This is a genomic window from Candidatus Krumholzibacteriia bacterium, from assembly GCA_029865265.1.
GTDB lineage: Bacteria > Krumholzibacteriota > Krumholzibacteriia > WVZY01 > JAKEHA01 > JAKEHA01.
In genome coordinates this window covers 19,163-38,892 of sequence record JAOUHG010000032.1, presented here as the reverse complement: position 1 = coordinate 38,892, position 19,730 = coordinate 19,163, and the positions used below count along the sequence as shown (strand labels likewise).

The following is a 19,730-nucleotide window of genomic DNA, read 5'->3' as shown; positions in this document are numbered from 1 at the left end:
GCACTCACACCGAGAAACTCCGCCAGTTCGCCCACCTGGTGGCGACCGTTCAGCGTCATGAGCTTGAGAATGTGAAACTGCGAGAGCGTCAGCGGGAGCGGAGTCGCGTCTTCGAGCAGGCGGACCTCGAGGATCTCGCGGACCACCGACGAGAAGATGTGGCTGAGTCGAAGGACGGCGTGAAAACGCTCGTCCGCGGCTGACCCGCCGCGGCCGGCTTCCCCCCGTCCCTCAGGGGATTGCGGGTCGAGTGTGCTCATATTCACTAATTCGTTAACCCGGTAACTATTTAACCGTCTTAAGAATTATAGGTCCGTTATTCTAATAACGTCAAGGGCACATTGTGAAATTAGTTACAACTCGTTTCGGGACAAGGGTATGCTTTTCATGTGGTATATATTGGGTATCTCGCCGGGGTCTCTCGGGGACCGACCTTTCGTTGGATTTCTGGCTCCGTGGGGGGTAAGCTGCGGCAGTGACCGGCTGCCAGTAACCATCCCGACCGAGAGGAAATCCAATGCCAGCGATTCTGCGCACCGCCACGGGCACGTGGCATGGTGATCTCAAGAGTGGAAAGGGCTCGATCGGCGCGACCAGCGGCGTCCTCAAGGACACCCCCTTCACCTTTGCGACGCGCTTCGAGAATGCCCGCGGCACCAACCCCGAGGAGCTCATTGCGGCCGCACACGCGGCCTGCTTCAGCATGGCGTTCTCGAACTACCTGAGCCAGCAGGGTCACGTGCCCGACACCATTTCCACCAAGGCCACCATCACCCTGGAGGACGGGCGCATTCACACCATGCACCTTGAGACCCGCGGCAAGGTTGCGGGGCTCGACAACGAGACCTTCAAACGGCTGGCGGAGGACGCGGAGAAGAAGTGCCCGGTGTCCAATCTGCTGCGCCCCGGTCTTACCATTGAACTCGACGCCGCGCTGATGTAAGCGATGAAACGTTTCTCGCTCCAAGGAATTGCCGCGGTGGCGGCGCTGGTGGTGTTGCCTGCGGTGTCCGTGGCGGCGGGGCGCGAGCGCTTTTCGGATGACTTCGAGAAGGGGCTCGATGGCTGGGAGGTGACCGGCGACAACGCGGTGTTCGTGCAGAAGTCGGGAGACGCGAAGCACGGCAACGTCATGGTGTTGCGCCCGTGGGGCGACGTTCTGGCCCTGATCAAGGGCTCGGAGCGATGGGGGCCGGTGGCCATCGAGGGGGACGTCCTGTTTCCCGACGCCCAGAACAACTACCTGGGGGTGGCCTACAACTTCCGCCGGACCGGCGAACGGATGGACTTCGGCCTCATTTATATAAAGGGGAACGGGTCCTACCTGATGCCAAACCCGCACCGCGACTTCAACGTGGGCCGGCTGCTGTACGAGGAGTGCCGCACCATGCTGGCTGGAGATGCGGCCATCCGCATGGGTGAGTGGCAGCACTTCAGGGTGGAGGTGGTTGGCCGCACCGCGCATTTCTACGTGGGGCCGGGCGATATTCCGCAACTCACCTTCCCGTTGTTCGAGTTCGACTCCGGCGCGATCGGTCTGCAGCCGCGCTCGGTGGGTGGAGACGTATGGGTGGACAACGTCAAGGTGACGTCCATCGGCAAGCTTTCCTACGCCGGGCCGCCGCGGCCCTTCGAATTCCAGTACGACCCGGAGGCGCTCCTCACCGACTGGATGGTGGCGGGGCCGATGCCGCGCACCGACGACGCCATCGCGCGCGACCCCGAATCACACCCGGACGCGTGGCGTTCCTTCGCGACCGACGAGCGCGGGGCGGTGGTTACCGGGCGCGTGGTGGATTATCAAGGTCCCAACGCCGTGGCCTACTTTCGCACCAAGGTGGTGACCGACCAGGGAGGGGCCGCGGAACTCAATATCTCCACCATCGACGACCTGGCGCTGTGGGTGAATGGCCGTTTCCACTGGTTCATTCCCCGTGGGGACCATGCGTGGTACGACTTCTGGCGCAATCCGGAGCACGATGGCCAGCGGATCCCCCTGCAACTGGTGACCGGACGCAACGAGATTGTGCTGCGGGTGCGCGGCGGCGCGTACGCGAGCGGAGGGTTCTATGCCTGGATCGAGCGAAAGCACTAGCCGCGCAATGGTTCGGGGCGTCGAGGACATCCGGGCACACTTCCCGGCGCTGGGTCGCAGGCAGGGTGGCCTCCCCGTCGCCTACTTCGACGGGCCCGGTGGTACCCAGGTGCCGCGCGCGGTGACCGACGCGGTGCAGGACTACCTCCTCAATCACAACGGAAACACGCACTGGAACTTTCCCACCAGCCTGGAGACCGATGTCATCGTGGCGTCGTCGCGTGGCGTGTTTGCAGATTTCTTCAACTGTGCGCCGGACGAAGTGGTGTTCGGCGCCAACATGACCACACTGACCTTTCACGTTGCACGGGCACTGGGAATGCAGTGGGGCGCGGGTGACGAGATCGTGGTGACGGAACTGGACCATCACGCCAACGTGGCGCCGTGGCGCCGTCTGGAGAGTGAGCGGGGCGTGACCCTGCGCACGGCGCGTATGGACGCCGCAACCGGAGCACTAGACATGGACGACATGGCCCGGTGCATTACCGGCCGCACCCGGCTGGTGGCGGTGGGCGCGGCTTCCAACGCGCTGGGAACCATCACCGATATGGCCCGCGTGGTTGGCATGGCGCGGGAGGTGGGGGCGCTGGTATTTGTCGACGCGGTTCATTACGCACCGCACGAGTTGCCGGACGTGCGCGCGCTGGACTGCGACTTCCTCGCCTGTTCCGCGTACAAGTTCTACGGCCCCCACGTGGGCGTCCTCTTTGGCCGTGGCGAACTCCTGGCTTCGCTCGATGTGCCAAGGCTCGACCCGGCGCCCGCGGACGCGCCCGACCGGATCGAAACCGGCACCGCGAACTTCGAGGGCATCGCCGGGGCTGCCGCCGCGGTGGATTTCCTGGCGTCGCTGTCCGGATCATCGGAGCGTCGGCAGGGTCTTTCCGCGACCTACGCGGCGGTGCACCAGCGGGGGGCGCAGTTGACGGAGCAACTGTGGGAGGGATTGCGCGAAATAGACGGCGTGACCTGCTACGGGCCGGTGCCGGAAATGCCACGAACCCCGACCGTGTCCTTCTGCGTGCGTGGTGTCGCAGCGGGCGACGTGACGCACCACCTTGCGGCGCGCGCCGTGTTTGCGTCGCACGGACACTTCTACGCACCCACGGTGGTGGAACGCATAGGTGTGGGTGACGGGCTGGTGCGCGCGGGCTGTGCATGCTACACCACCGCCGACGAGATCGACCGCCTGCTCTCGGGGGTGCGCGACATCGCGCGTGGCTGAAGATGAAAGAAGACCCGCGGACGCATGTGCATCCGCCGGCCTTTCGGTTTGTATTGCTGAGGGCCTAGATGTCGAAGCGCAGCAATGCCGCGAACGTGACGGCGTTGAAGTCCTCGCCGGTAAGATCCTTGATATCTCCCTCACTCCAGAACTGATAGGTGGCGAAGGCGTCCAGACGCATGCTGCCCAGCGGCAGGTTCACGCCGCCGCGCAGGTTGTAGAACGGATCGCTGGCCCAGTCGCCGTCGGTGTAGTAGATGCCGATGCCAGCGCCGCCGTAGATGAGGTTGCCGATCAGCACGTACGCCTGCGGGGCCCAACCGGCCTCACCCGAGCCGTACATGTCGAAGATGTACTCCACGTCGCCCTCGAACGTGAGCAGCGGGCCGGAAAACTGGTATGAGCCCAGAATCGAGAACGCGTTGCTGTCGAAACCATCCGAGTCCTGGATGTCGGCAAGGTTGTGGAGATAGTGAATCCCGCCGCCAATGTTACTGCCCGCGGTGGCGGTGGTAATGAATGCCGGCGTGAGCAGCAGTGCCGCCGCCAGCACAAATGTGAGATGTTTGGACAAGATTGACCTCCCGATAAAGACCTGATTGAAGTATGACCGGGGCCAATCTACTAGAGCCGGGGACCCCCGTCAAAGAAATGTTCCGCGAGGATTCCGCTCTTTTCCGCGGGCCCGGATCGTGGCAGAATCCCGATTTGCGGGTCACCGACCCAAGGGAGGTTACGGATGAAAACACTCGCACTTGTGATCCTGGTGGGGCTCCTGGCCCAGGCCGCGCACGGCGCGGTCAAGATAGAACCCGTTGAGTACAAGCAGGGGGATTCCGCGCTCAAGGGAGTTATCGTCTACGACGACGCCGTCACGGGCAAGCGGCCCGGCGTCATGGTGGTGCACGAGTGGTGGGGTTTGAACGACTACGCGCGCATGCGCGCGAAGATGCTTGCCGAGTTGGGCTATGTGGCCTTCGCCATCGACATGTTCGGAGAGGGCAAGACCACCGAGCACCCGCAGGAAGCGGGCGAGTGGTCGAGCGCGCTGGCGGCCAATCAGGAGATGGCGACGGCTCGTTTCATGGCCGCCTACGATCTCCTCAAGAAGAACCCGCGCGTAAATCCGGAACACGTGGCCGCCATCGGCTACTGCATGGGCGGCTCGGTGGTGCTGCGTATGGCGCTCAACGGCGCGGATCTCGACGCCGTCGCGAGCTTTCACGGCGGGCTCTTTCCCGAGCCGGCCCCCGGCCCTGTGAAGGCGAGCATCCTGGTGTGCCACGGCGCAGCCGATGGATTCATGCCCGATGATGTCGTCCAGCAGTTCCAGAAGAACCTGGCCGAGTCCGGCGCCGACTACGAATTCATTTCCTTCGGCGGCGCCAAGCACTCCTTCACCAATCCAGGCGCGGACGAGCGTGGGATCCCCGGCCTCGAGTACAACGCGGCCGCCGACCGTCGCTCCTGGGCGGCGTTGAAGGAGTTCCTCGCGGAGGCCTTCAAGTAGCGATGGCGGGGTCGCGCAGCAAACAGTTGATCCTGGCGCTCCAGTTGGAACCCCACCCCGAAGGTGGATTCTACCGGGAGGTGTTTCGTTCGCCGGCGGTGGTGAAACCGGGTGACGGGCGTGGAACGCGCGCGGCGCTGAGCGCCATCTACTTCCTGCTCGGTGAGGGTGGCACCAGCCGGTGGCACTCGGTGCGCTCCGACGAGCAGTGGACGTTTCTCGAGGGGGATCCGCTGGAACTGCTGGTGATCGACCGCGCCACGTTCGGCGTGACCGTGCACCGGTTGGGCGCGTCCTCCGGCGGAGATATCACCACAGCGGTGGTTCCGGGAGGTGCGTGGCAGGCGGCGCGCGCGCTGGGAACCCACGCACTGGTGACGTGCACGGTGGGCCCCGGCTTCGACTTTGCCGATTTTGCGTTCATGGCGGATGACGCCGCCGCCGCGGCCCGGCTGCGCGGCGAGGCGCCCGACCTGGTGCGCCTGCTATGATACCATCCAGGAAGGAAGTTCGAATGCGTGCCACGATGATCATGCTTCTGTTCCTGCTCGTGCCGGGCGCACCCGCGCGGGGTGACGAGCCACCACCACCACCGCCTCCGCCATCGTGCGCGGCGGACCCCGCGTTCGCCATGCTCGACTTCTGGCTGGGCGACTGGGATGTGTACGTGGAGGACACACTGGCCGGCGTCAATCACATCGAGAAGATCCTGGATGGCTGCGCGGTGACCGAAGACTGGACTTCCACGATGCGTACGCGCGGTCACAGTCTGTTCTACTACCTTCCCGAAGAAAAGACGTGGAAGCAGGTGTGGGTGACGGGCAACGCGCTCTCGCGCGGCGGGGTGAAGGAGAAGAAGCTGGTCGAACGCGCGGAGAACAGTCTGCGCTTCCAGGGCGAGGTCAGGCTGCCGGGCGGTGGCAGCTACTTCGACCGCACCACGCTCACAGCGCTGGAAAACGGCGAGGTCAGGCAACTCATCGAAGTGTCGACGGACGGCGTAGCGTCCTGGCAGGCGGTGTTCGATGGCCGGTATGTGCGCAGGAAATAGAAGGCATCTTGCGGTCTTCGTGGCTTGCCTGTGCCTGCTGGCCGGTCTTTCCGGCTGCGCGCACCGGGGCGAACGCGCGGGGGAGGGCGAGGTCATTCCCGGTGTCACGCCGGCCCCGCGCGGGCTCAAGTTCTCCGTGCGCGTGGCGCCGCTCAAGTTCTCACCCGGAGACCGCGTCACCATGGAGGCGAGCCTGTTCAACGACAGCGAGGACGCCTACAAGAAGAAGTTCAAGACGCACTGCATCTGGGATTACGAAATCACCACGCCGGAAGGAACGCCCCTGCGCGTCGCGCGGGAGTGTATTCCGCAGGACACCACCCTGGTGATGGCGCCGGGTGAGCTGGGCATGATCGTGCGCGAGTGGAGCGGGCGACAGCGCTACTTCAACGCCGCCCAGGCACTGGCCGCGGGCCGATACCTGGTCGTCGCCGGGTTCGTGGACGAGGGCCGTGTGATCCCCATGTCGGTGCCGGTAGAAATAGAAGTGATGGAGAGGAAGAATACACGATGATGAGACGATCAACCGTTTTTGCAATGCTGTTGTTGACGCTGCTGGCCGGTTGCGAGCGGCACGAAACCGAGAAGGCCGCGCCTCCCGCCAACGCGACGGGTGCGCCCACCCTGGATGAACTGAAGAATGCCACCTACTCCGGCATCGACGCACTCGCTGAACACGTCACACTGGTGGATGGACTCTGGCAGGGGGAGCCTTTTGTGGTGGGCGGCGTAGCGCGGCCGCGTCTGTACTACGCGCGCGATTTTCGCCTCACCGGAGATCTCGACGGTGACGGGAACGATGAGGCGGTGGCGCTGGTGGGTTACAGCGGCGGCGGGACCGGTGAATTGCTCTACGTAACGGTGATGCGGCGGGAAGCCGGGGCAACGGACTGCGTCGGCGCGGCGTTGCTGGGTGACCGGGTGAAGATTCGGGACGCACGTGTAACCGATGGGCGCATCGTGATCGATGTTCTGCAGGTCGGACCCGGCGATCCTGTGTGCTGCCCGGGCGACCTGGTCACGCGCGTGTGGCAGCTGACGGCGGATGGACTGGTGGAGGTGAGAACCACGCCGACCGGACGGCTCGACGTATCCGTGCTGGCCGGGGTGGTGTGGGTGCTCAAGTGGTGGAGCTGGGATGAGCCCGCGCCGGCGGAGCCGGAGGTCAGCGCGGTTTTCGAGGGCATTCGCGTTTCGGGCTTCGCCGGGTGTCAGGCCTACTCGGCGGGTTTCCGGGATGCCGATTTCCCCGGCGAGGTCCATGTGCTGGCCGTCGTGGCGGACGAAGGGTCGTGCATTGGCACGGCCGCCGAGGTGCAGTCGCGCTTTCTGGCATTGTTTGGCGCCGTGCAACGCTACTCCTTCATGAACGGGATGCTGCTGCTCGAGTACAAGGCGGACGGCCGGACGGGAACCATGCTGTTCGAACGCCGGCCACTTTCCGTGCCACCGCAATCTGAATGAACGGGCCGTTGCGCGTTCTCTTTGTCAATTCGATTCAGATGTGGGGGGGCGCCGAGGTGTGGCTCATGGACGTCATGCACGGCCTTGCCGCCCGCGGCCACACGGTGACGCTCGCCTGCAGACCCGGAACCATCCTGGAAAAGAACGCGCGCGCCGAGGGATTGGACGTGGTGCCGGTTGCGATGCGCAGCGATTTCGACCCGGTGGTGGTCGCAAACATGGTCCGGCTCATGCGCGCCCGGGACATCGACGTGATCTCCACCAACATGGACAAGGAGTTGCGCTTCTCCGGCCTGGCCGCCCGCCTGGCGGGCCGGATTGCGGTGGTGCCATCGCGCGAGGTCGACTATCCCCTCAAGAACAAGCTGCGTTATCGATTCACCTACAACCATCTGGCGGATCACATTCTGGCCAACTCCGCAGCCACCAAGCGTTCGCTGCTCATGAACGCGCCGTGGTTGAGCCCGGATCGCATCGAGGTCATATACAAGGGAATCGACCCGGCGCCATACCTGGACGGGCCACAGGACGGGATGGCGTTGCGCGCGGAACTGGGCATTGCGGACGACGCACCGGTGGTGGGGTTCGTGGGGCAGATCATCGAACGCAAAGGAATCCCCGATCTGGTGTGGAGCATCCCGCGTGTGGTCGAGCAGCTGCCAGGCGTCCGCTTTCTCTTTGTCGGCAAGGGCATGCTGGTGGAGTTCCTGCTGGAGAAGACGCGCGAACTCGGCGTCGAGCGCAACGTGGTTCACGCCGGGTTTCGCAGGGACATCCCCGCGGTCATGAAGGCGATCGACCTGCTGGTGTTGCCGTCGGTGGTGGAGGGATTCGGTTACGTGCTGGTGGAGGCGATGGCGGCGGCGAAGCCGGTGGTTGCCACCGACGTGAGCAGCATTCCCGAAATCGTCCAGCACGACGAGACCGGCATACTGGTGGATGTACACAACGCCGATCAACTGGCAGCGGCCGTGCTCAGCGTGCTCCGCGCCCCGGACCGGGGGCGCGCCATGGGCGAACGCGGCCGCAGCGTCATGCTGGAAAAGTTCACCCTGCAGAGAATGATCGACCGTATCGAAGCGGCTTTTCTTGCCACCCGGGCGCGCAAGCGCGGCGGGATTGATTCACACTGACGCCTGCGGTACCCTGTCGGGGACATCCGCACCACTTCTCTTTCGTCAGGAGCCGCCATGCGCCGCCGCCCCGACCCATCCGAGTACTTCGAATACTATCGCGCCTACACCGGCCTTGTTCCCGATGGCGATATTGTCTCCATTCTCCGGGCGCAGTTCGGGGATACCGCCTCGCTGCTCAAGGACATTCCGGAAGAGAAGGCGAAGTTCCGTTACGCTCCAGGCAAGTGGACATTGAAGGAAGTGGTTCTGCACACGCTGGATATCGAATGGGTGTTCACCGCGCGTGCACTGCACTTTGCGCGTGCGGTGCCGGGCGCGCTGCCGGGCGTGGAGCAGGACGACATGATGGTAGTTGCTAATGTGGATGCCCGCCCGCTGCCGGCGTTGCTCGCGGAATGGCGTCATCTGCGACAGGCGGGCGCGCTCTTCTTCGAAGGCCTGGACGCTGCAGGGTGGGGCCGGGAGGGTGTGGCCTCGGGACGGTCTTTCACGGTTCGTTCTATCGCCTACATCATCGCGGGGCACGAAAGGCACCACGTCAATGTGATCCGCGAGCGCTACCTCCCTTGAACGGACGCGGCCCCGGGGCCTGACCCACCACCCAGCAGTTCCAGAACGAAACGGTTCCAGCCCGCGGGTCCCACCCCATCGACGCGCGTCACGCCCGGCACGTCGACCTCTTCCCAGCCGCTCTCGTCCTTCTGCACCAGCACGGGAACGTCCATGGCGCGCAGCCTCGACCAGGAAGAGCCGCCACCAACGGTGTTTCACGGAGAGCTGTACAGCGCCGAACTCGAGGACATCTTTCCCGACGTGGTGTCGAGCCGTATCTCGCTCAAGCTGGCCATCCGCGACTGCGAGGACCTGATCAAGTCGGTCGAGAAGGCGGCCGCGTTGCGTTACCTGCGCGGCCTGCCGTACCCGACGCGCCGGATGACCACGGCGTGGAAGAAGATGCTGTTCCTGTCCTTCCACGATGTTGTGCCCAGTTGTGGTATCGACGAGGTCTACGACGAAGCGTGGGCACGCGCGTCATCATCTATAACGACATCCCGCGCATTGATTTCCTCACCGAACTCAACCTCACCCAGCCGCACGTGCGCGTGCGCTTGCGCTTCGACACCTGCATGAACGCGCCCGCCTACACGCGTGAGACGCAGTTCGGCGCCATCGAATTGCCCTACGCGCGCACCCTGGAGGAGGGTGTCAAGATGCCCTCGCTCACCTGGATGGTGGCGGAGGAAGGAGGGCGCGGTCTCGCCTTTCTCACCAAGGGCGTGCCCATCAACGAGGTCAAGGGCGGGGAGATTCACTCCACGCTGCTGCGCAGCGTTTCGGTGTTGAGCGCCGACGGCGTCAGTGGTCCGCTCATTCCCACCCCCGGTGCGCTCGAACTCGGTAACCACGTCTACCAGTATTCCGTGTTTCCGTACCGCGACGGCTGGCGCTCCGCCGGTGTTCCGCGCGATACTGCGCTTCTTCGAGACCAACGGCGAGGCGTGCCGCGCTCGCCTCACACGTCCCCCGGAGGTGGTGCGCGTGCGTCCGGTCGACCTGCTGGAACGCCCCGTGGACGGGGGCGGGGAGTTGCCCATCCGCAACGGCCGGGTGGAGATGGACGTCGCACCCTTCGAGATCGTCACGCTGGAGCTGACGCGGGTGATCGAGCCGGTAAACACCGCTTGATTCGCGGGCCGCTGTGGAGCATTCTCGCTCTATCCGGCCGCCCTCGACGTTTGATCACTGCGCCCCTTTTTCGGGTTCCCGCAAAACCGGGAATTCCCCTGTCGGCGTGACGGTGGCGGGATGCTCCTCTCCGAAACTAACCCGTTGTGCGGCATGAGACTTGCCCCTCAGGGGCTGGGCCCTTTTTCCATCTATTTACTCGGGATTCTCGGGAATTCCGGGAAACAACTCCCCCGGAGTACGCATGGCGTTTCCAATGGCTGAAGCAGCGCGCACGGTTTCCGCATCCGAGCGGCCGGCGACCAAACGGGTCGGGCCGGGCGCGTGGGTGTGGGCGCCGCTGCTCCTCATGACCGTCGTGGCGGTGATCGGCGTGCAGTACTACGCGGCACCGCTCGGCGTACGCCTGCGGCATCCCATGCATGCGTGGCTGCGCCCGTCCGGGTACATCGGCCAGACGGCGGGACTGCTGACGTTCGCGGGCTTCCTGTTCATGTGGCTGTTCCCGTTGCGCAAACGCTTCCGCAAGGTGGAGTGGCTGGGACCGGTGCCGCGCTGGCTCGACATCCACATCGCCGTCGGCATTCTGCTCCCGCTGCTGGGCGCCATCCACGCCAGTTTCCGGGTGAGTGGCGTGATCGGCCTGGGCTACATCTCCATGCTCATCGTGTGCGCGTCGGGCTTCATCGGCCGTTATCTCTACGTGCGCATTCCGCGCACCCGCAACGGCGTGGAAATGGGCCTGAGCGAGGTCAACGGACACCAGCGCGCCATGCTCGTCGAGATCGCCGAGGCCACCGGTCTCACGGTGGTGGACGTGCAGGAGATCCTCAAGGTGGACAACAGCCCCGCGCACCCCGGAATCGTGCAGGCATTTATGCAGATGATGCGCGATGATCTGGCGCGTGGTCGCGCCGTACGACGCCTGCGTGCCCAGGTCAAGGCGCGGGGCAGATCCAATCCCGAGAGCCTCAAGAAGGTGGCCACGCTGGCGCGCCGCGAGATGGCGCTGAGCCAGCACGCCCGCCTGCTCGACGCAACCCAGGCCATCTTCCGGCACTGGCACGCGGCGCACCGCCCGTTTGCCATTACCGCGTTCATCGCGGTCACCATCCACGTGGTCGTCGTGGTTGCGGTGGGGGCGACCTGGTTCTAGAGGACTCACGGCCGTGACCAACCTTATCACCATACTCGCCTTCGCGATGCTAACGGTGTTCTTCGTGGTACGACACATGAAGGCGCGCGGTGGCGACGCCAAGGCGATGGTATGTCCGCGCTGCCGGGCCACGGTACCGCCGGGTGCCACGCGCTGCCCGAAGTGCAAGGTTCCGATGCAACTCTACGAGGTCGTTTCCGCGGCGGCCGTCGACGAAACGAAGGAAGACCGCGACGGGTCCGTGCCGCACGCGGTGGTGCGCGCCGACCTGTGTGTCGGTTGCGGTGCGTGCGTTCCGGTGTGTCCGGAAACGGGTGCCATCCGCATGGACGGCAAACTCGCGGTGGTGAACGTGGCCCTGTGCACGGGACACGGCAAGTGCGTCGAAGCCTGCCCGGTGGGCGGTATCGTGCTGGCCCGCGGTGACTCCGTGCACCGGGTGGAAGTGCCGCAAGTGGACACCGACTTCGAGAGCAACGTGCGCGGCGTGTACGTGGTGGGGGAACTGGGTGGCCGCGGACTGATCAAGAATGCCATCAACGAAGCCACGGTGGCGGTGGAGCACATAGCCGATGACCTCGCCGCACTGAAGAAGCCCGCGGACGAGGGCGTGTACGACGTGGTGGTCGTGGGCAGCGGACCCGCGGGTCTGGCCGCGGGCCTGGTGGCGAAATCGCGCGGGTTGCGTTACGTGGTTCTGGAGCGCGGTGCACTGGCCGACACCATCCGCAAGTACCCGCGCGCCAAGTTCCTCCTCGCCGAGCCGGTGACGGTTCCGCTCTACGGCAACCTGTGGGTATCGGACGCCACCAAGGAGCAATTGCTGAAGGTGTGGGAGGAGATCATCGCCAAGACCGGGCTCGACGTACGCACCGAACAGCGCGTGGTCAACGTGGCGCGCGAGGGTACGGTGCTCCATGTGGCGACGCCCGACGTGGTGTACCGCACGCGCCGCGTGGTGCTGGCCATGGGGCGGCGCGGCAGCCCGCGCAAGCTGGGCGTTGCCGGCGAGGACGCCGCCAAGGTCATCTACGACGTGGTGGACATGGAGTCCTTTGCGGGCCTGCACATGCTGGTGGTGGGTGGCGGCGACAGCGCGGTGGAATCCGCGGTCGGGCTGGCCCGCCAGAAGGGAACCACGGTGACGTTGAGCTACCGCAGCGCGGAGTTCCAGCGGGTCAAGGAGCGCAACCGCAAGTTGCTGGACGAAGCCGTCCACTGCGGTGTCATCCGCCTCCTGCTGAAGAGCCAGATCCGCGAGATTCACGAGAGGGAGGTCGTGCTGGAGGTGGAGGGACGCGAAGAGATCGTACGCAACGACATCGTGGTGGTGCGCATCGGCGGCGAGCCGCCGTTCAAGTTTCTGGAGCAGATTGGAATCCAGATCGTGAAGAAGGATGTGCCGCTTCCCAAGGAGACGTTGTTTGCCTGACCGCGCCGAGATCGGTGCGCGGGCGGGGATGGTGCTGGTCCTTGTGCTTGCGTTTGCGTCGCCCGCGCGCGCCCAGGTGTCACCCGGACCCCTGTCGAAGGCGCACGCGGAATTCGACGGCAACATGGACTGCAACAAGTGTCACGGCAAAGGCGAAGGCGAAATGGACCGTCGGTGCATGGCATGTCACGAAGAAATCGCGTTGCTGGTGCAACAGCGCAGGGGTTTCCACGGCCGCGAGGGAACCAGGGACTGCGCGCACTGCCATCCCGATCACGGTGGACGCGACTTCGCCCTGATTGCCTGGCCCGGCAAGACGCCGGAGAAGTTCGACCACGCCACCACCGGTTGGGCGCTCAAGGACAAGCACGCCACCCTCAAGTGCGAGAAGTGCCATACCGCCGCGCACGTGAGCCCCGGCATGGCGGGGTTGCTCAAGGTGAAGCGCGAGGTTCCCTGGGTGGGGCTGGAGGCCAGTTGCGTCTCGTGTCACGAGGATATTCATCGCGGATCGCTGGGCAACGACTGTGCGAGCTGCCACTCTGAGAAGGGGTGGCGGCCGGTTCCGGGCTTCGATCACGGCAAGACGGCGTTTCCGCTCACCGGCCTGCACGGCAAGGTCGAGTGTGCGAAGTGCCACGAGGCTGCCACGCTGAACCTGGCGAAGGATGCAAAGGGGCGCGTGATTCCGTTGTACAAACCGCTGCCGCACGGCGAGTGCAGCGCCTGTCATGCCGACCCGCACAAGGGGGCGCTGGGGCCGCGCTGCGTCGATTGCCACGTCACGGCGGGATTCAAGGTGATCTCCCGGGATCGCTTCAATCACGACCGCACGCGCTACCCGCTGCGCGGCAAGCATGCCGCGCTCAACTGCGAGAAATGTCACGACGAGACGACCGCGTGGGGCAAGAAGCCGCCCTTCGGTACCTGCGGCGCCTGCCACAAGGATGCGCACGCCGGCCAGGCCATGCTCGCGGGTAAAGCAATCGACTGCGCGGCGTGCCATACCGTGGACGCGTTCAAACCCAGCACGTTCACCGTCGAACAGCACGCCACGACGAAGTACCCGCTGCGCGGCGCACACCTGCGCACGCTGTGCATGGACTGCCACGGTCGCATGCCCTCGGGCCCACCGGAACTGGTGGCGGAGGCAATAGGCAGCGCGAAGGTGTGGATGCACCCGGAGTCGGGCCGTTGCGTGGACTGCCACCGCGACCCCCACGAGGGACGCTTTTCAGGAGGCGGCGAACGGGAGCGCAAGGACGACTGCGTCGCGTGCCATACGATCGACAGGTTCCGCCCGTCGACCTTCGATGTCGCCGCGCACCAGAAGACGCCATTCCCGTTGAAGGGCGCACACCGCGCCACACCCTGCGTGGCGTGCCACAAGGACCTCGAGCCGCTGGCGGGAATGACGGTGAAGGTCGCGGCGGCCCAGGCAACGCTGACCCTGAAGAACGACGCGCGTGCGTGCGCCCAGTGCCACGCCACGCCGCACGGCATCCAGTTTGATTCCCGCAAGGACGGCGGCGCGTGTGACAGTTGCCACGATGAGAACCGGTTCGTGCCGGCGTCGGGCTTCGATCATCAGAAGGTCAAGTCGTTCAAGTTGGAAGGAAAGCACCGCAATGTTGCGTGTGCGAAGTGCCATCCGGTGGTGACGACATCGGAGGGCAGGAAGATGAGCCTGTACCGGCCCCTCTCGGCCGGGTGCGAGAGTTGTCACGCTGAGGGAGATCTCCTCCAGAAGCGTCTTTGAGAGTCGTCGTTTAGAGGTGGTCGCAATGAACAGTCGCAATCACAAGTTTCTTTTGCTGTTGGCTGTCGCTTTCATGGCCGTGTTTCCGCTGCTCGCAGGGCGCTCGGACGGCCCGTTGACGGTGGTGACGCAGGCGCGTGCACAGTCCCACGTGAAGAACCCGCACGGGGACTACAAGGAGGACTGCTCGCTCTGTCACCGCGCGGACGGCTGGAAGCCGGCCAAGATCAGCAAGAAGTTCGACCACGAGAAGTTTGGGGTCCCGTTGCAGGGCGCCCACGCTTCGGTGGCCTGCACGCAGTGCCACACCAGCCTCAACTTCGAAATGGCGCCCACCGCCTGCGTGGACTGCCACGCCGACGTTCACAACGCGGAGCTGGGGAGCGACTGCGCGCGTTGTCACGGCACGCGCAGTTTCATCGACCGCAACGACCAGATCCGCATGCACCGTTTGACGCGCTTCCCGCTGGCGGGTGCGCACCAGACGCTCGATTGCGAGATGTGCCACCGCCTGGCCGCGCCCGGTTCACTGAGCTACGTCAATACCGCCGCGGACTGTGCCTCCTGTCACATGTCGGACTACAACGAAACCACCAGTCCCAACCATGCGGCCGCCGGCTACAGTCAGGATTGCACCGGCTGCCACAACGAGCAGTCGTGGGACCGTGCCGGGTTCGATCACAACCAGACGGCGTTCCCGTTGACCGGCATGCACGCCAGCACCGCCTGTGAGAACTGTCATGTGGGGGGCGTGTTCACGGGGCTGCCGACCGCGTGCGTGTCCTGTCACCAGAGCGACTACGACGGCACCGTCAACCCCCAGCATGCCGGCGCGGGCCTGCCCACCACGTGCGAAGACTGCCACGGCACACGTAGCTGGAGCGGCGGTGACTTCAACCACGCCGTCACCGGATTCGCCATCAACGGCGCCCACGTGGGGCTGCCATGTTCCGATTGCCACCTGAACAATGTGTTCACCGGGCTGTCGGGGACGTGCGTGTCCTGTCACCAGTCGGACTTCAACAACACCACCGACCCCGGCCACGTGGCGACGGGGTTCTCCACCGACTGCCTGCAGTGCCACACCACCGCGCGCTGGACCGGCGCCACCTTCAACCACGCGACCACGGCCTTCCCGCTGCTGGGCGCGCACCTGGCGGTGGCGTGCAACGACTGCCACGCGGGCGGGGTGTATGCCGGCACGCCCGAGGCGTGCATCGCCTGCCACCAGGCGGACTACGACGGCACCACCAACCCCAACCACGCCGCGGCCGGGTACCCGACAACCGATTGCCTGCAGTGCCACGGTATGGCCAGCTGGGCGGGCGCGAGTTTCAACCACGCGACCACTGCCTTCCCGCTCACCGGCGCGCACCTGTCCGCCGCGTGCGCGGATTGTCACATCAACAACACCTACGCCGGGACGCCGACGGCGTGTGTGGGCTGTCACCAGTCGGAATACAACGGTACCACCAATCCAAATCACGCCGCGGCCGGGTTCACGACCGACTGCCAGCCCTGTCACACGACGACGCGCTGGGACGGCGCAACGTTCAACCACGCCCAGTGGTTCCCGATCTACAGCGGAACGCACGCCGGCCAGTGGCGGACGTGCGACGAGTGTCACACCAGTGCGGCCAGCTACGCGGTCTTCACCTGTCTCTCGTGCCACCCGCACAGTGACAAGGCCAAGACCGACGGCGACCACCGCGGGCGCAACGGCTACTCGTACGACTCGAACGCTTGCTACGATTGCCACCCGGACGGGAGAAGCTAGCCGATGCGCGTTCTGGGCCTGTTGCTTGCGATGATGGGGATGGTTGCGCCGGTGCGCGCCGCCACCCCCCATCGCATCACCTATCTCACCAGCAGCACGGCCTATATCGATGCCGGCCGCGAGGACGGCATCGTGGAGGGCGCGCGCGTCGAGGTGGTGAAGGGTGGTGTGGTGATTGCCGTGCTGCGCGTGACCGACGTCTCCTCGCACCGCGCCGCGTGCGCCATCGAGACGGGGGCGCAGGCCCTCGAGGTGGGGGCCGCGGTGCGCTACGAGGCGGTGGAGGTTCCGCCCCGCCCCGACACGGCCCCGCCGGTGGGGGCCGCGGCGGTGGAGTCGGGCCAGCCCATCGAGTTCGCCGCCGCCAAGCCGGGGCAGTCGTGGATGCGCCGCATGGGGTTGCGCGGCCGCATCGGTGTGCGTTACCTCACCGTCATCGACCAGAGCGGCTACGGCGGCACCGTCTCGCAACCGTCCCTGGACGTCCGCGTGGACGGGCGTGGCGTCAATGGATCCAATTTCGATCTGCAGGTGGACGTGCGTGCACGGCATACCTATCAGACGGTGGCCGACGGCACCCAGTACAACGATGGCGAGGCGCGCGTGTACCGGTTCAACGGCGCGTGGCGGACGATGGGGGATCGCTTCCGCGTCACCCTGGGCCGGCAGTTCTCGTCGGCGCTAACCAGTGTGAGCACGTTCGACGGCGTGCAGACCGAGTACGACCGTGCGCGCTGGGGCGTGGGCGCCTTCGTGGGCGCGCAACCGGCTCCCATCGACTATTCATTCTCCACCGACATTCGCGAGTACGGCGGCTTCGTGCGCATGCGCTCGCGGCCGCTGGCCGCGGCCCGCTGGGAAGTCAGCGCAGCCGCCATCGGCTCCTACCAACTGGGCGAGATCAACCGTGAGTACATCTCGCTGGTGGGCCGCTATGCAAACCCGCGCCTGTCGCTCTTCGGGCAGCAGGACATCGACATCAACCGTGGCTGGCGCGCCGAGGTGGAGAACGCCGGCACGTCCCTCACCAGCACGTTTCTCACCGGACGTTACCGGCTGACGCCCTCGCTGGACCTGGATGCGGGATACGACAACCGGCGCAACGTGCTCGTCTACAGGGACTACGTGAGTCCCGAGACGCTTTTCGACGATTCCTACCGGCGCGGTGTGTGGGGAGGCGCGGGGGTGCGTTTTGCGAGGCGCTTCCGGGCCGGCGTCTCGGCACGCTCCAGCAGCGGCGGTTCGGCGGGGGATGCCATGTCCTACGTGGGCCTGTTCTCGGCCAGCCGGGTGACGCCGCTGCACATCGATTTCCGGCTGCGCTCGACGCGCTACGACAACGAACGCACCGAGGGCTGGATGCACTCACTGAGCGGTGGCGTGCAGGTGGGGCCGCGCTGGGCGATGGAGATCTACGGCGGCGTGCGCGACGATTTCGGCAAGGAAGCCACCACGCCGGACGTGCATACCTCGTGGTTTGGCGCCAATGTCGACGTCGGCCTGCGCCAGAGCCTGTATCTGAATGTTTCCGGGGAGCACAACGGGCAGGGCGATTCCGGCTATCACCAGCTGTATTCCAGCCTGAGCTGGCGTTTTTGATTCTCTTCAGCGCGTGCCTGGCCGGTACATGGCCTCGATCTGCTCGCGAAACGCCTCTTCCACGATCTTTCTTCTTACCTTGAGCGTCGGCGTGAGGTGGCCCTCGTCGACCGTCAACTCGCGATCGATCAGCGTGAAGGTCTTGATCCTCTCGAATTGCGCGAGCCCTTCGTTCACCTGGTCCACCACGCGCTGGTAGATCCTGTGCACGTCCGGCGCCTCCAGCAGGCGCGCGCGGTCGTCGGGGTCCAGGCCGGTGTCGCGCGCCCACGCGTCGAGGCGTTCGAAGTTGGGCACGATGAGCAACGAAATGAACGGCCGCCGGTCGCCGATCATGACCGCCTCGGAGACGTACTTGCTATGCTTGAAGCGCGCCTCGATGGGCTGTGGCGCCACCTTCTTGCCCCCCGCGGTGGCGATCAGGTCCTTCTTGCGGTCGGTGATAAACAGGAACCCGTCCGCGTCGATGTGTCCGATGTCCCCGGTGTGGAACCAGCCGCCGGCCAGGGCTTCGTTGGTCTCCCCGGGTTTCTGGAAGTAGCCCTGCATGATGTTGGCGCCGCGGGCGAGGATCTCGCCGTCTTCCGCGATGTGGATTTCCACCCCCGGCAGCGGGCGTCCAACGCTGCCGAAGCGGCGCTGCGCGAACGTGTTGACCGACAGCACCGGCGATGCCTCGGTGAGCCCGTAGCCCTCCAGGATGGGAATGCCCGCGCCCCAGAAGAACTCGGCGATCTCCTGCGCCAGCGGGGCGCTGCCCGAGATGAAGAAGCGCAGACGGCCACCCACGCGCTCGTGCAGCTTCTTGAAGACCAGCGCGTGCGCGATGCGCAGGCGCAGTCCGCCGGCCCCCGGCTTGCCGAGCGACGCACGCCCCACCCGCACGGCCCACCAGAAGAGCTGCTTGCGCAGCGGGGAGCCCTTGGCCACGGTATCGAGGATGCGCGCGTACATCTTCTCGTACACGCGCGGCACGCTGCACACCACCGTGGGGCGCACCTCGCGCAGGTTGTCGGGAACGCGCTCGATGGATTCCGCGTAGGCGATGGTCACGCCCGCCGTCATCATGACGAAGAAGCCCGGGCAGCGCTCGAAGACGTGGCTCAGGGGCAGGAAGGACAGGCTGGTGTCCGTGGGCACGAGATCGAACACCTCGAGGCACTGCTGCATGTTGGCCATGAAGTTACCGTGCGACAGGATCGTCCCCTTGGGTTCGCCGGTGGTGCCGGAGGTGTAGATGATGCTGGCCCAGTCGGTGGAGCGCACGCCGCCGATCAGCGCGCGGTAATCGGCGTCGCTCAGCGGCGGTGCGGCGGCGACCACGGCTTCGAGCGTGTCGACACCGTCCGCCGCCGCGTCGGCCTCGAAGGCCACGATTCGCTCCAGGACGGGGAGGCGGGCGCGGATGTCACGTACCTTCTGCGCCTGTTCGGCGGTGGAGACGAACACGATGCGCGCCTGCGCGTCGCGCAGGATGTACTCGATCTGGGCAGGGATGAGCGTGGGATAGATGGGAATGGTGACCGCGCCCATGGACAGTATGGCGAGGTCGGTCACCGCCCACTCGATCCGGTTTTCGGCAAGAATGGCGACACGGTCACCGCGCGCCACCCGTGCCGCGCGCAGCGCCGCACACACCGCACGGACGCGTTCGTAGACCTCGCGGTGCGAGATGTTCACCCAGACGCCGTCGCGTTTGTGCCGGAAGGCGTCCGGCTTGTCGAATGATTCGACAGACGCGACGAATTGCGCGGGAATGGTCTCCTGGTACGTGTACTTCATGGACTCGGCCCGGTCCTGTCGCAAGTGCCGTGCCCAGTGTTTCGGCGAATGCGCCATG

Annotated in this window: 21 protein-coding genes; 17 read left to right on the top strand and 4 right to left on the bottom strand. The window is 65.5% G+C overall.

Translation table 11 applies throughout. The annotated features are described in order from the left end of the window. A partial coding sequence (locus tag OEX18_12590; GenBank protein MDH4338102.1) for a hypothetical protein occupies positions 1–260 on the bottom strand: 260 nt, incomplete at its 3' end. A 257-nt stretch (positions 261–517) separates the two neighbouring features. On the opposite strand from OEX18_12590, the gene OEX18_12585 reads away from it, so the two are divergent. From OEX18_12585 to OEX18_12575, 3 genes are read left to right on the top strand one after another with little or no spacing between them, the layout of a single operon-like run. Then, complete coding sequence (locus OEX18_12585; protein MDH4338101.1) at positions 518–943, top strand: OsmC family protein; 426 nt, start codon at positions 518–520, stop codon at positions 941–943. A gap of 3 nt (positions 944–946) precedes the next feature. After that, positions 947–2,095: a hypothetical protein gene (locus OEX18_12580; GenBank protein ID MDH4338100.1), complete on the top strand. Its 1,149-nt coding sequence runs from the start codon at positions 947–949 to the stop codon at positions 2,093–2,095. A 7-nt stretch (positions 2,096–2,102) separates the two neighbouring features. Continuing rightward, complete coding sequence (locus OEX18_12575; protein MDH4338099.1) at positions 2,103–3,320, top strand: cysteine desulfurase-like protein; 1,218 nt, start codon at positions 2,103–2,105, stop codon at positions 3,318–3,320. 64 nt (positions 3,321–3,384) lie between these two features. Here OEX18_12575 and OEX18_12570 read toward each other — a convergent pair whose 3' ends face one another. Beyond that, entirely contained in the window at positions 3,385–3,894 is a 510-nt protein-coding gene (locus tag OEX18_12570; protein MDH4338098.1) for a hypothetical protein, read from the bottom strand. A gap of 165 nt (positions 3,895–4,059) precedes the next feature. Between OEX18_12570 and OEX18_12565 the strand changes: the two genes are divergently transcribed. Genes OEX18_12565 through OEX18_12535 form a run of 7 tightly spaced genes read left to right on the top strand, consistent with a single transcriptional unit; the run spans position 4,060 to position 9,051 of the window. Further along, positions 4,060–4,830: a dienelactone hydrolase family protein gene (locus OEX18_12565; protein MDH4338097.1), complete on the top strand. Its 771-nt coding sequence runs from the start codon at positions 4,060–4,062 to the stop codon at positions 4,828–4,830. A 2-nt stretch (positions 4,831–4,832) separates the two neighbouring features. Continuing rightward, entirely contained in the window at positions 4,833–5,321 is a 489-nt protein-coding gene (locus OEX18_12560) for a cupin domain-containing protein (GenBank protein MDH4338096.1), read from the top strand. 23 nt (positions 5,322–5,344) lie between these two features. Further along, complete coding sequence (locus OEX18_12555) at positions 5,345–5,881, top strand: hypothetical protein (GenBank protein ID MDH4338095.1); 537 nt, start codon at positions 5,345–5,347, stop codon at positions 5,879–5,881. 19 nt (positions 5,882–5,900) lie between these two features. After that, on the top strand, positions 5,901–6,395 hold the full coding sequence (locus tag OEX18_12550; GenBank protein MDH4338094.1) for a hypothetical protein: 495 nt from the start codon (positions 5,901–5,903) through the stop codon (positions 6,393–6,395). After that, a complete protein-coding gene (locus OEX18_12545; protein ID MDH4338093.1) occupies positions 6,392–7,345 on the top strand; it encodes an META domain-containing protein in 954 nt (317 codons plus the stop codon). The genes OEX18_12550 and OEX18_12545 overlap by 4 nt, the downstream gene beginning before the upstream one ends. A gap of 8 nt (positions 7,346–7,353) precedes the next feature. Continuing rightward, positions 7,354–8,478, top strand: a complete 1,125-nt coding sequence (locus tag OEX18_12540; GenBank protein MDH4338092.1) for a glycosyltransferase — start codon at positions 7,354–7,356, stop codon at positions 8,476–8,478. A gap of 57 nt (positions 8,479–8,535) precedes the next feature. Next, entirely contained in the window at positions 8,536–9,051 is a 516-nt protein-coding gene (locus tag OEX18_12535) for a DinB family protein (protein MDH4338091.1), read from the top strand. On the opposite strand, the gene OEX18_12530 is transcribed toward OEX18_12535, so the two are convergent. Beyond that, complete coding sequence (locus OEX18_12530) at positions 9,039–9,206, bottom strand: hypothetical protein (GenBank protein MDH4338090.1); 168 nt, start codon at positions 9,204–9,206, stop codon at positions 9,039–9,041. The genes OEX18_12535 and OEX18_12530 overlap by 13 nt on opposite strands. Here OEX18_12530 and OEX18_12525 point away from each other — a divergent pair. The 7 genes from OEX18_12525 to OEX18_12495 all read left to right on the top strand — a co-directional run bounded on the left by OEX18_12525 (position 9,205) and on the right by OEX18_12495 (position 17,890). Further along, on the top strand, positions 9,205–9,612 hold the full coding sequence (locus OEX18_12525; protein MDH4338089.1) for a hypothetical protein: 408 nt from the start codon (positions 9,205–9,207) through the stop codon (positions 9,610–9,612). The genes OEX18_12530 and OEX18_12525 overlap by 2 nt on opposite strands. A 324-nt stretch (positions 9,613–9,936) precedes the next feature. Further along, on the top strand, positions 9,937–10,167 hold the full coding sequence (locus tag OEX18_12520; GenBank protein ID MDH4338088.1) for a glycosyl hydrolase-related protein: 231 nt from the start codon (positions 9,937–9,939) through the stop codon (positions 10,165–10,167). 256 nt (positions 10,168–10,423) lie between these two features. Then, on the top strand, positions 10,424–11,323 hold the full coding sequence (locus OEX18_12515; GenBank protein MDH4338087.1) for a hypothetical protein: 900 nt from the start codon (positions 10,424–10,426) through the stop codon (positions 11,321–11,323). A 13-nt stretch (positions 11,324–11,336) separates the two neighbouring features. After that, positions 11,337–12,755: an NAD(P)-binding domain-containing protein gene (locus OEX18_12510; protein ID MDH4338086.1), complete on the top strand. Its 1,419-nt coding sequence runs from the start codon at positions 11,337–11,339 to the stop codon at positions 12,753–12,755. Further along, the gene (locus OEX18_12505; GenBank protein ID MDH4338085.1) at positions 12,748–14,514 is read left to right on the top strand and encodes a hypothetical protein; all 1,767 of its coding nucleotides are present in this window, start codon (positions 12,748–12,750) and stop codon (positions 14,512–14,514) included. The genes OEX18_12510 and OEX18_12505 overlap by 8 nt, the downstream gene beginning before the upstream one ends. A 25-nt stretch (positions 14,515–14,539) precedes the next feature. Then, the gene (locus OEX18_12500; protein ID MDH4338084.1) at positions 14,540–16,291 is read left to right on the top strand and encodes a hypothetical protein; all 1,752 of its coding nucleotides are present in this window, start codon (positions 14,540–14,542) and stop codon (positions 16,289–16,291) included. Positions 16,292–16,294: 3 nt separating this feature from the next. Then, complete coding sequence (locus OEX18_12495) at positions 16,295–17,890, top strand: hypothetical protein (protein ID MDH4338083.1); 1,596 nt, start codon at positions 16,295–16,297, stop codon at positions 17,888–17,890. A gap of 6 nt (positions 17,891–17,896) precedes the next feature. Here the strand turns inward: OEX18_12495 and OEX18_12490 are convergent, their stop codons facing one another. After that, entirely contained in the window at positions 17,897–19,672 is a 1,776-nt protein-coding gene (locus OEX18_12490) for a long-chain fatty acid--CoA ligase (protein ID MDH4338082.1), read from the bottom strand. Positions 19,673–19,730: the final 58 nt, after the last annotated feature.

Bases quoted from the DNA above. Each gene is read 5' to 3' on its own strand.
- OEX18_12575 (MDH4338099.1), top strand. From the start codon at position 2,103: ATGGTTCGGGGCGTCGAGGACATCCGGGCACACTTCCCGGCGCTGGGT.
- OEX18_12560 (MDH4338096.1), top strand. From the start codon at position 4,833: ATGGCGGGGTCGCGCAGCAAACAGTTGATCCTGGCGCTCCAGTTGGAA.
- OEX18_12495 (MDH4338083.1), top strand. From the start codon at position 16,295: ATGCGCGTTCTGGGCCTGTTGCTTGCGATGATGGGGATGGTTGCGCCG.
- OEX18_12515 (MDH4338087.1), top strand. From the start codon at position 10,424: ATGGCTGAAGCAGCGCGCACGGTTTCCGCATCCGAGCGGCCGGCGACC.
- OEX18_12535 (MDH4338091.1), top strand. From the start codon at position 8,536: ATGCGCCGCCGCCCCGACCCATCCGAGTACTTCGAATACTATCGCGCC.
- OEX18_12525 (MDH4338089.1), top strand. From the start codon at position 9,205: ATGGCGCGCAGCCTCGACCAGGAAGAGCCGCCACCAACGGTGTTTCAC.
- OEX18_12490 (MDH4338082.1), bottom strand. From the start codon at position 19,672: ATGAAGTACACGTACCAGGAGACCATTCCCGCGCAATTCGTCGCGTCT.
- OEX18_12500 (MDH4338084.1), top strand. From the start codon at position 14,540: ATGAACAGTCGCAATCACAAGTTTCTTTTGCTGTTGGCTGTCGCTTTC.
- OEX18_12565 (MDH4338097.1), top strand. From the start codon at position 4,060: ATGAAAACACTCGCACTTGTGATCCTGGTGGGGCTCCTGGCCCAGGCC.
- OEX18_12580 (MDH4338100.1), top strand. From the start codon at position 947: ATGAAACGTTTCTCGCTCCAAGGAATTGCCGCGGTGGCGGCGCTGGTG.
- OEX18_12555 (MDH4338095.1), top strand. From the start codon at position 5,345: ATGCGTGCCACGATGATCATGCTTCTGTTCCTGCTCGTGCCGGGCGCA.
- OEX18_12530 (MDH4338090.1), bottom strand. From the start codon at position 9,206: ATGGACGTTCCCGTGCTGGTGCAGAAGGACGAGAGCGGCTGGGAAGAG.
- OEX18_12585 (MDH4338101.1), top strand. From the start codon at position 518: ATGCCAGCGATTCTGCGCACCGCCACGGGCACGTGGCATGGTGATCTC.
- OEX18_12545 (MDH4338093.1), top strand. From the start codon at position 6,392: ATGATGAGACGATCAACCGTTTTTGCAATGCTGTTGTTGACGCTGCTG.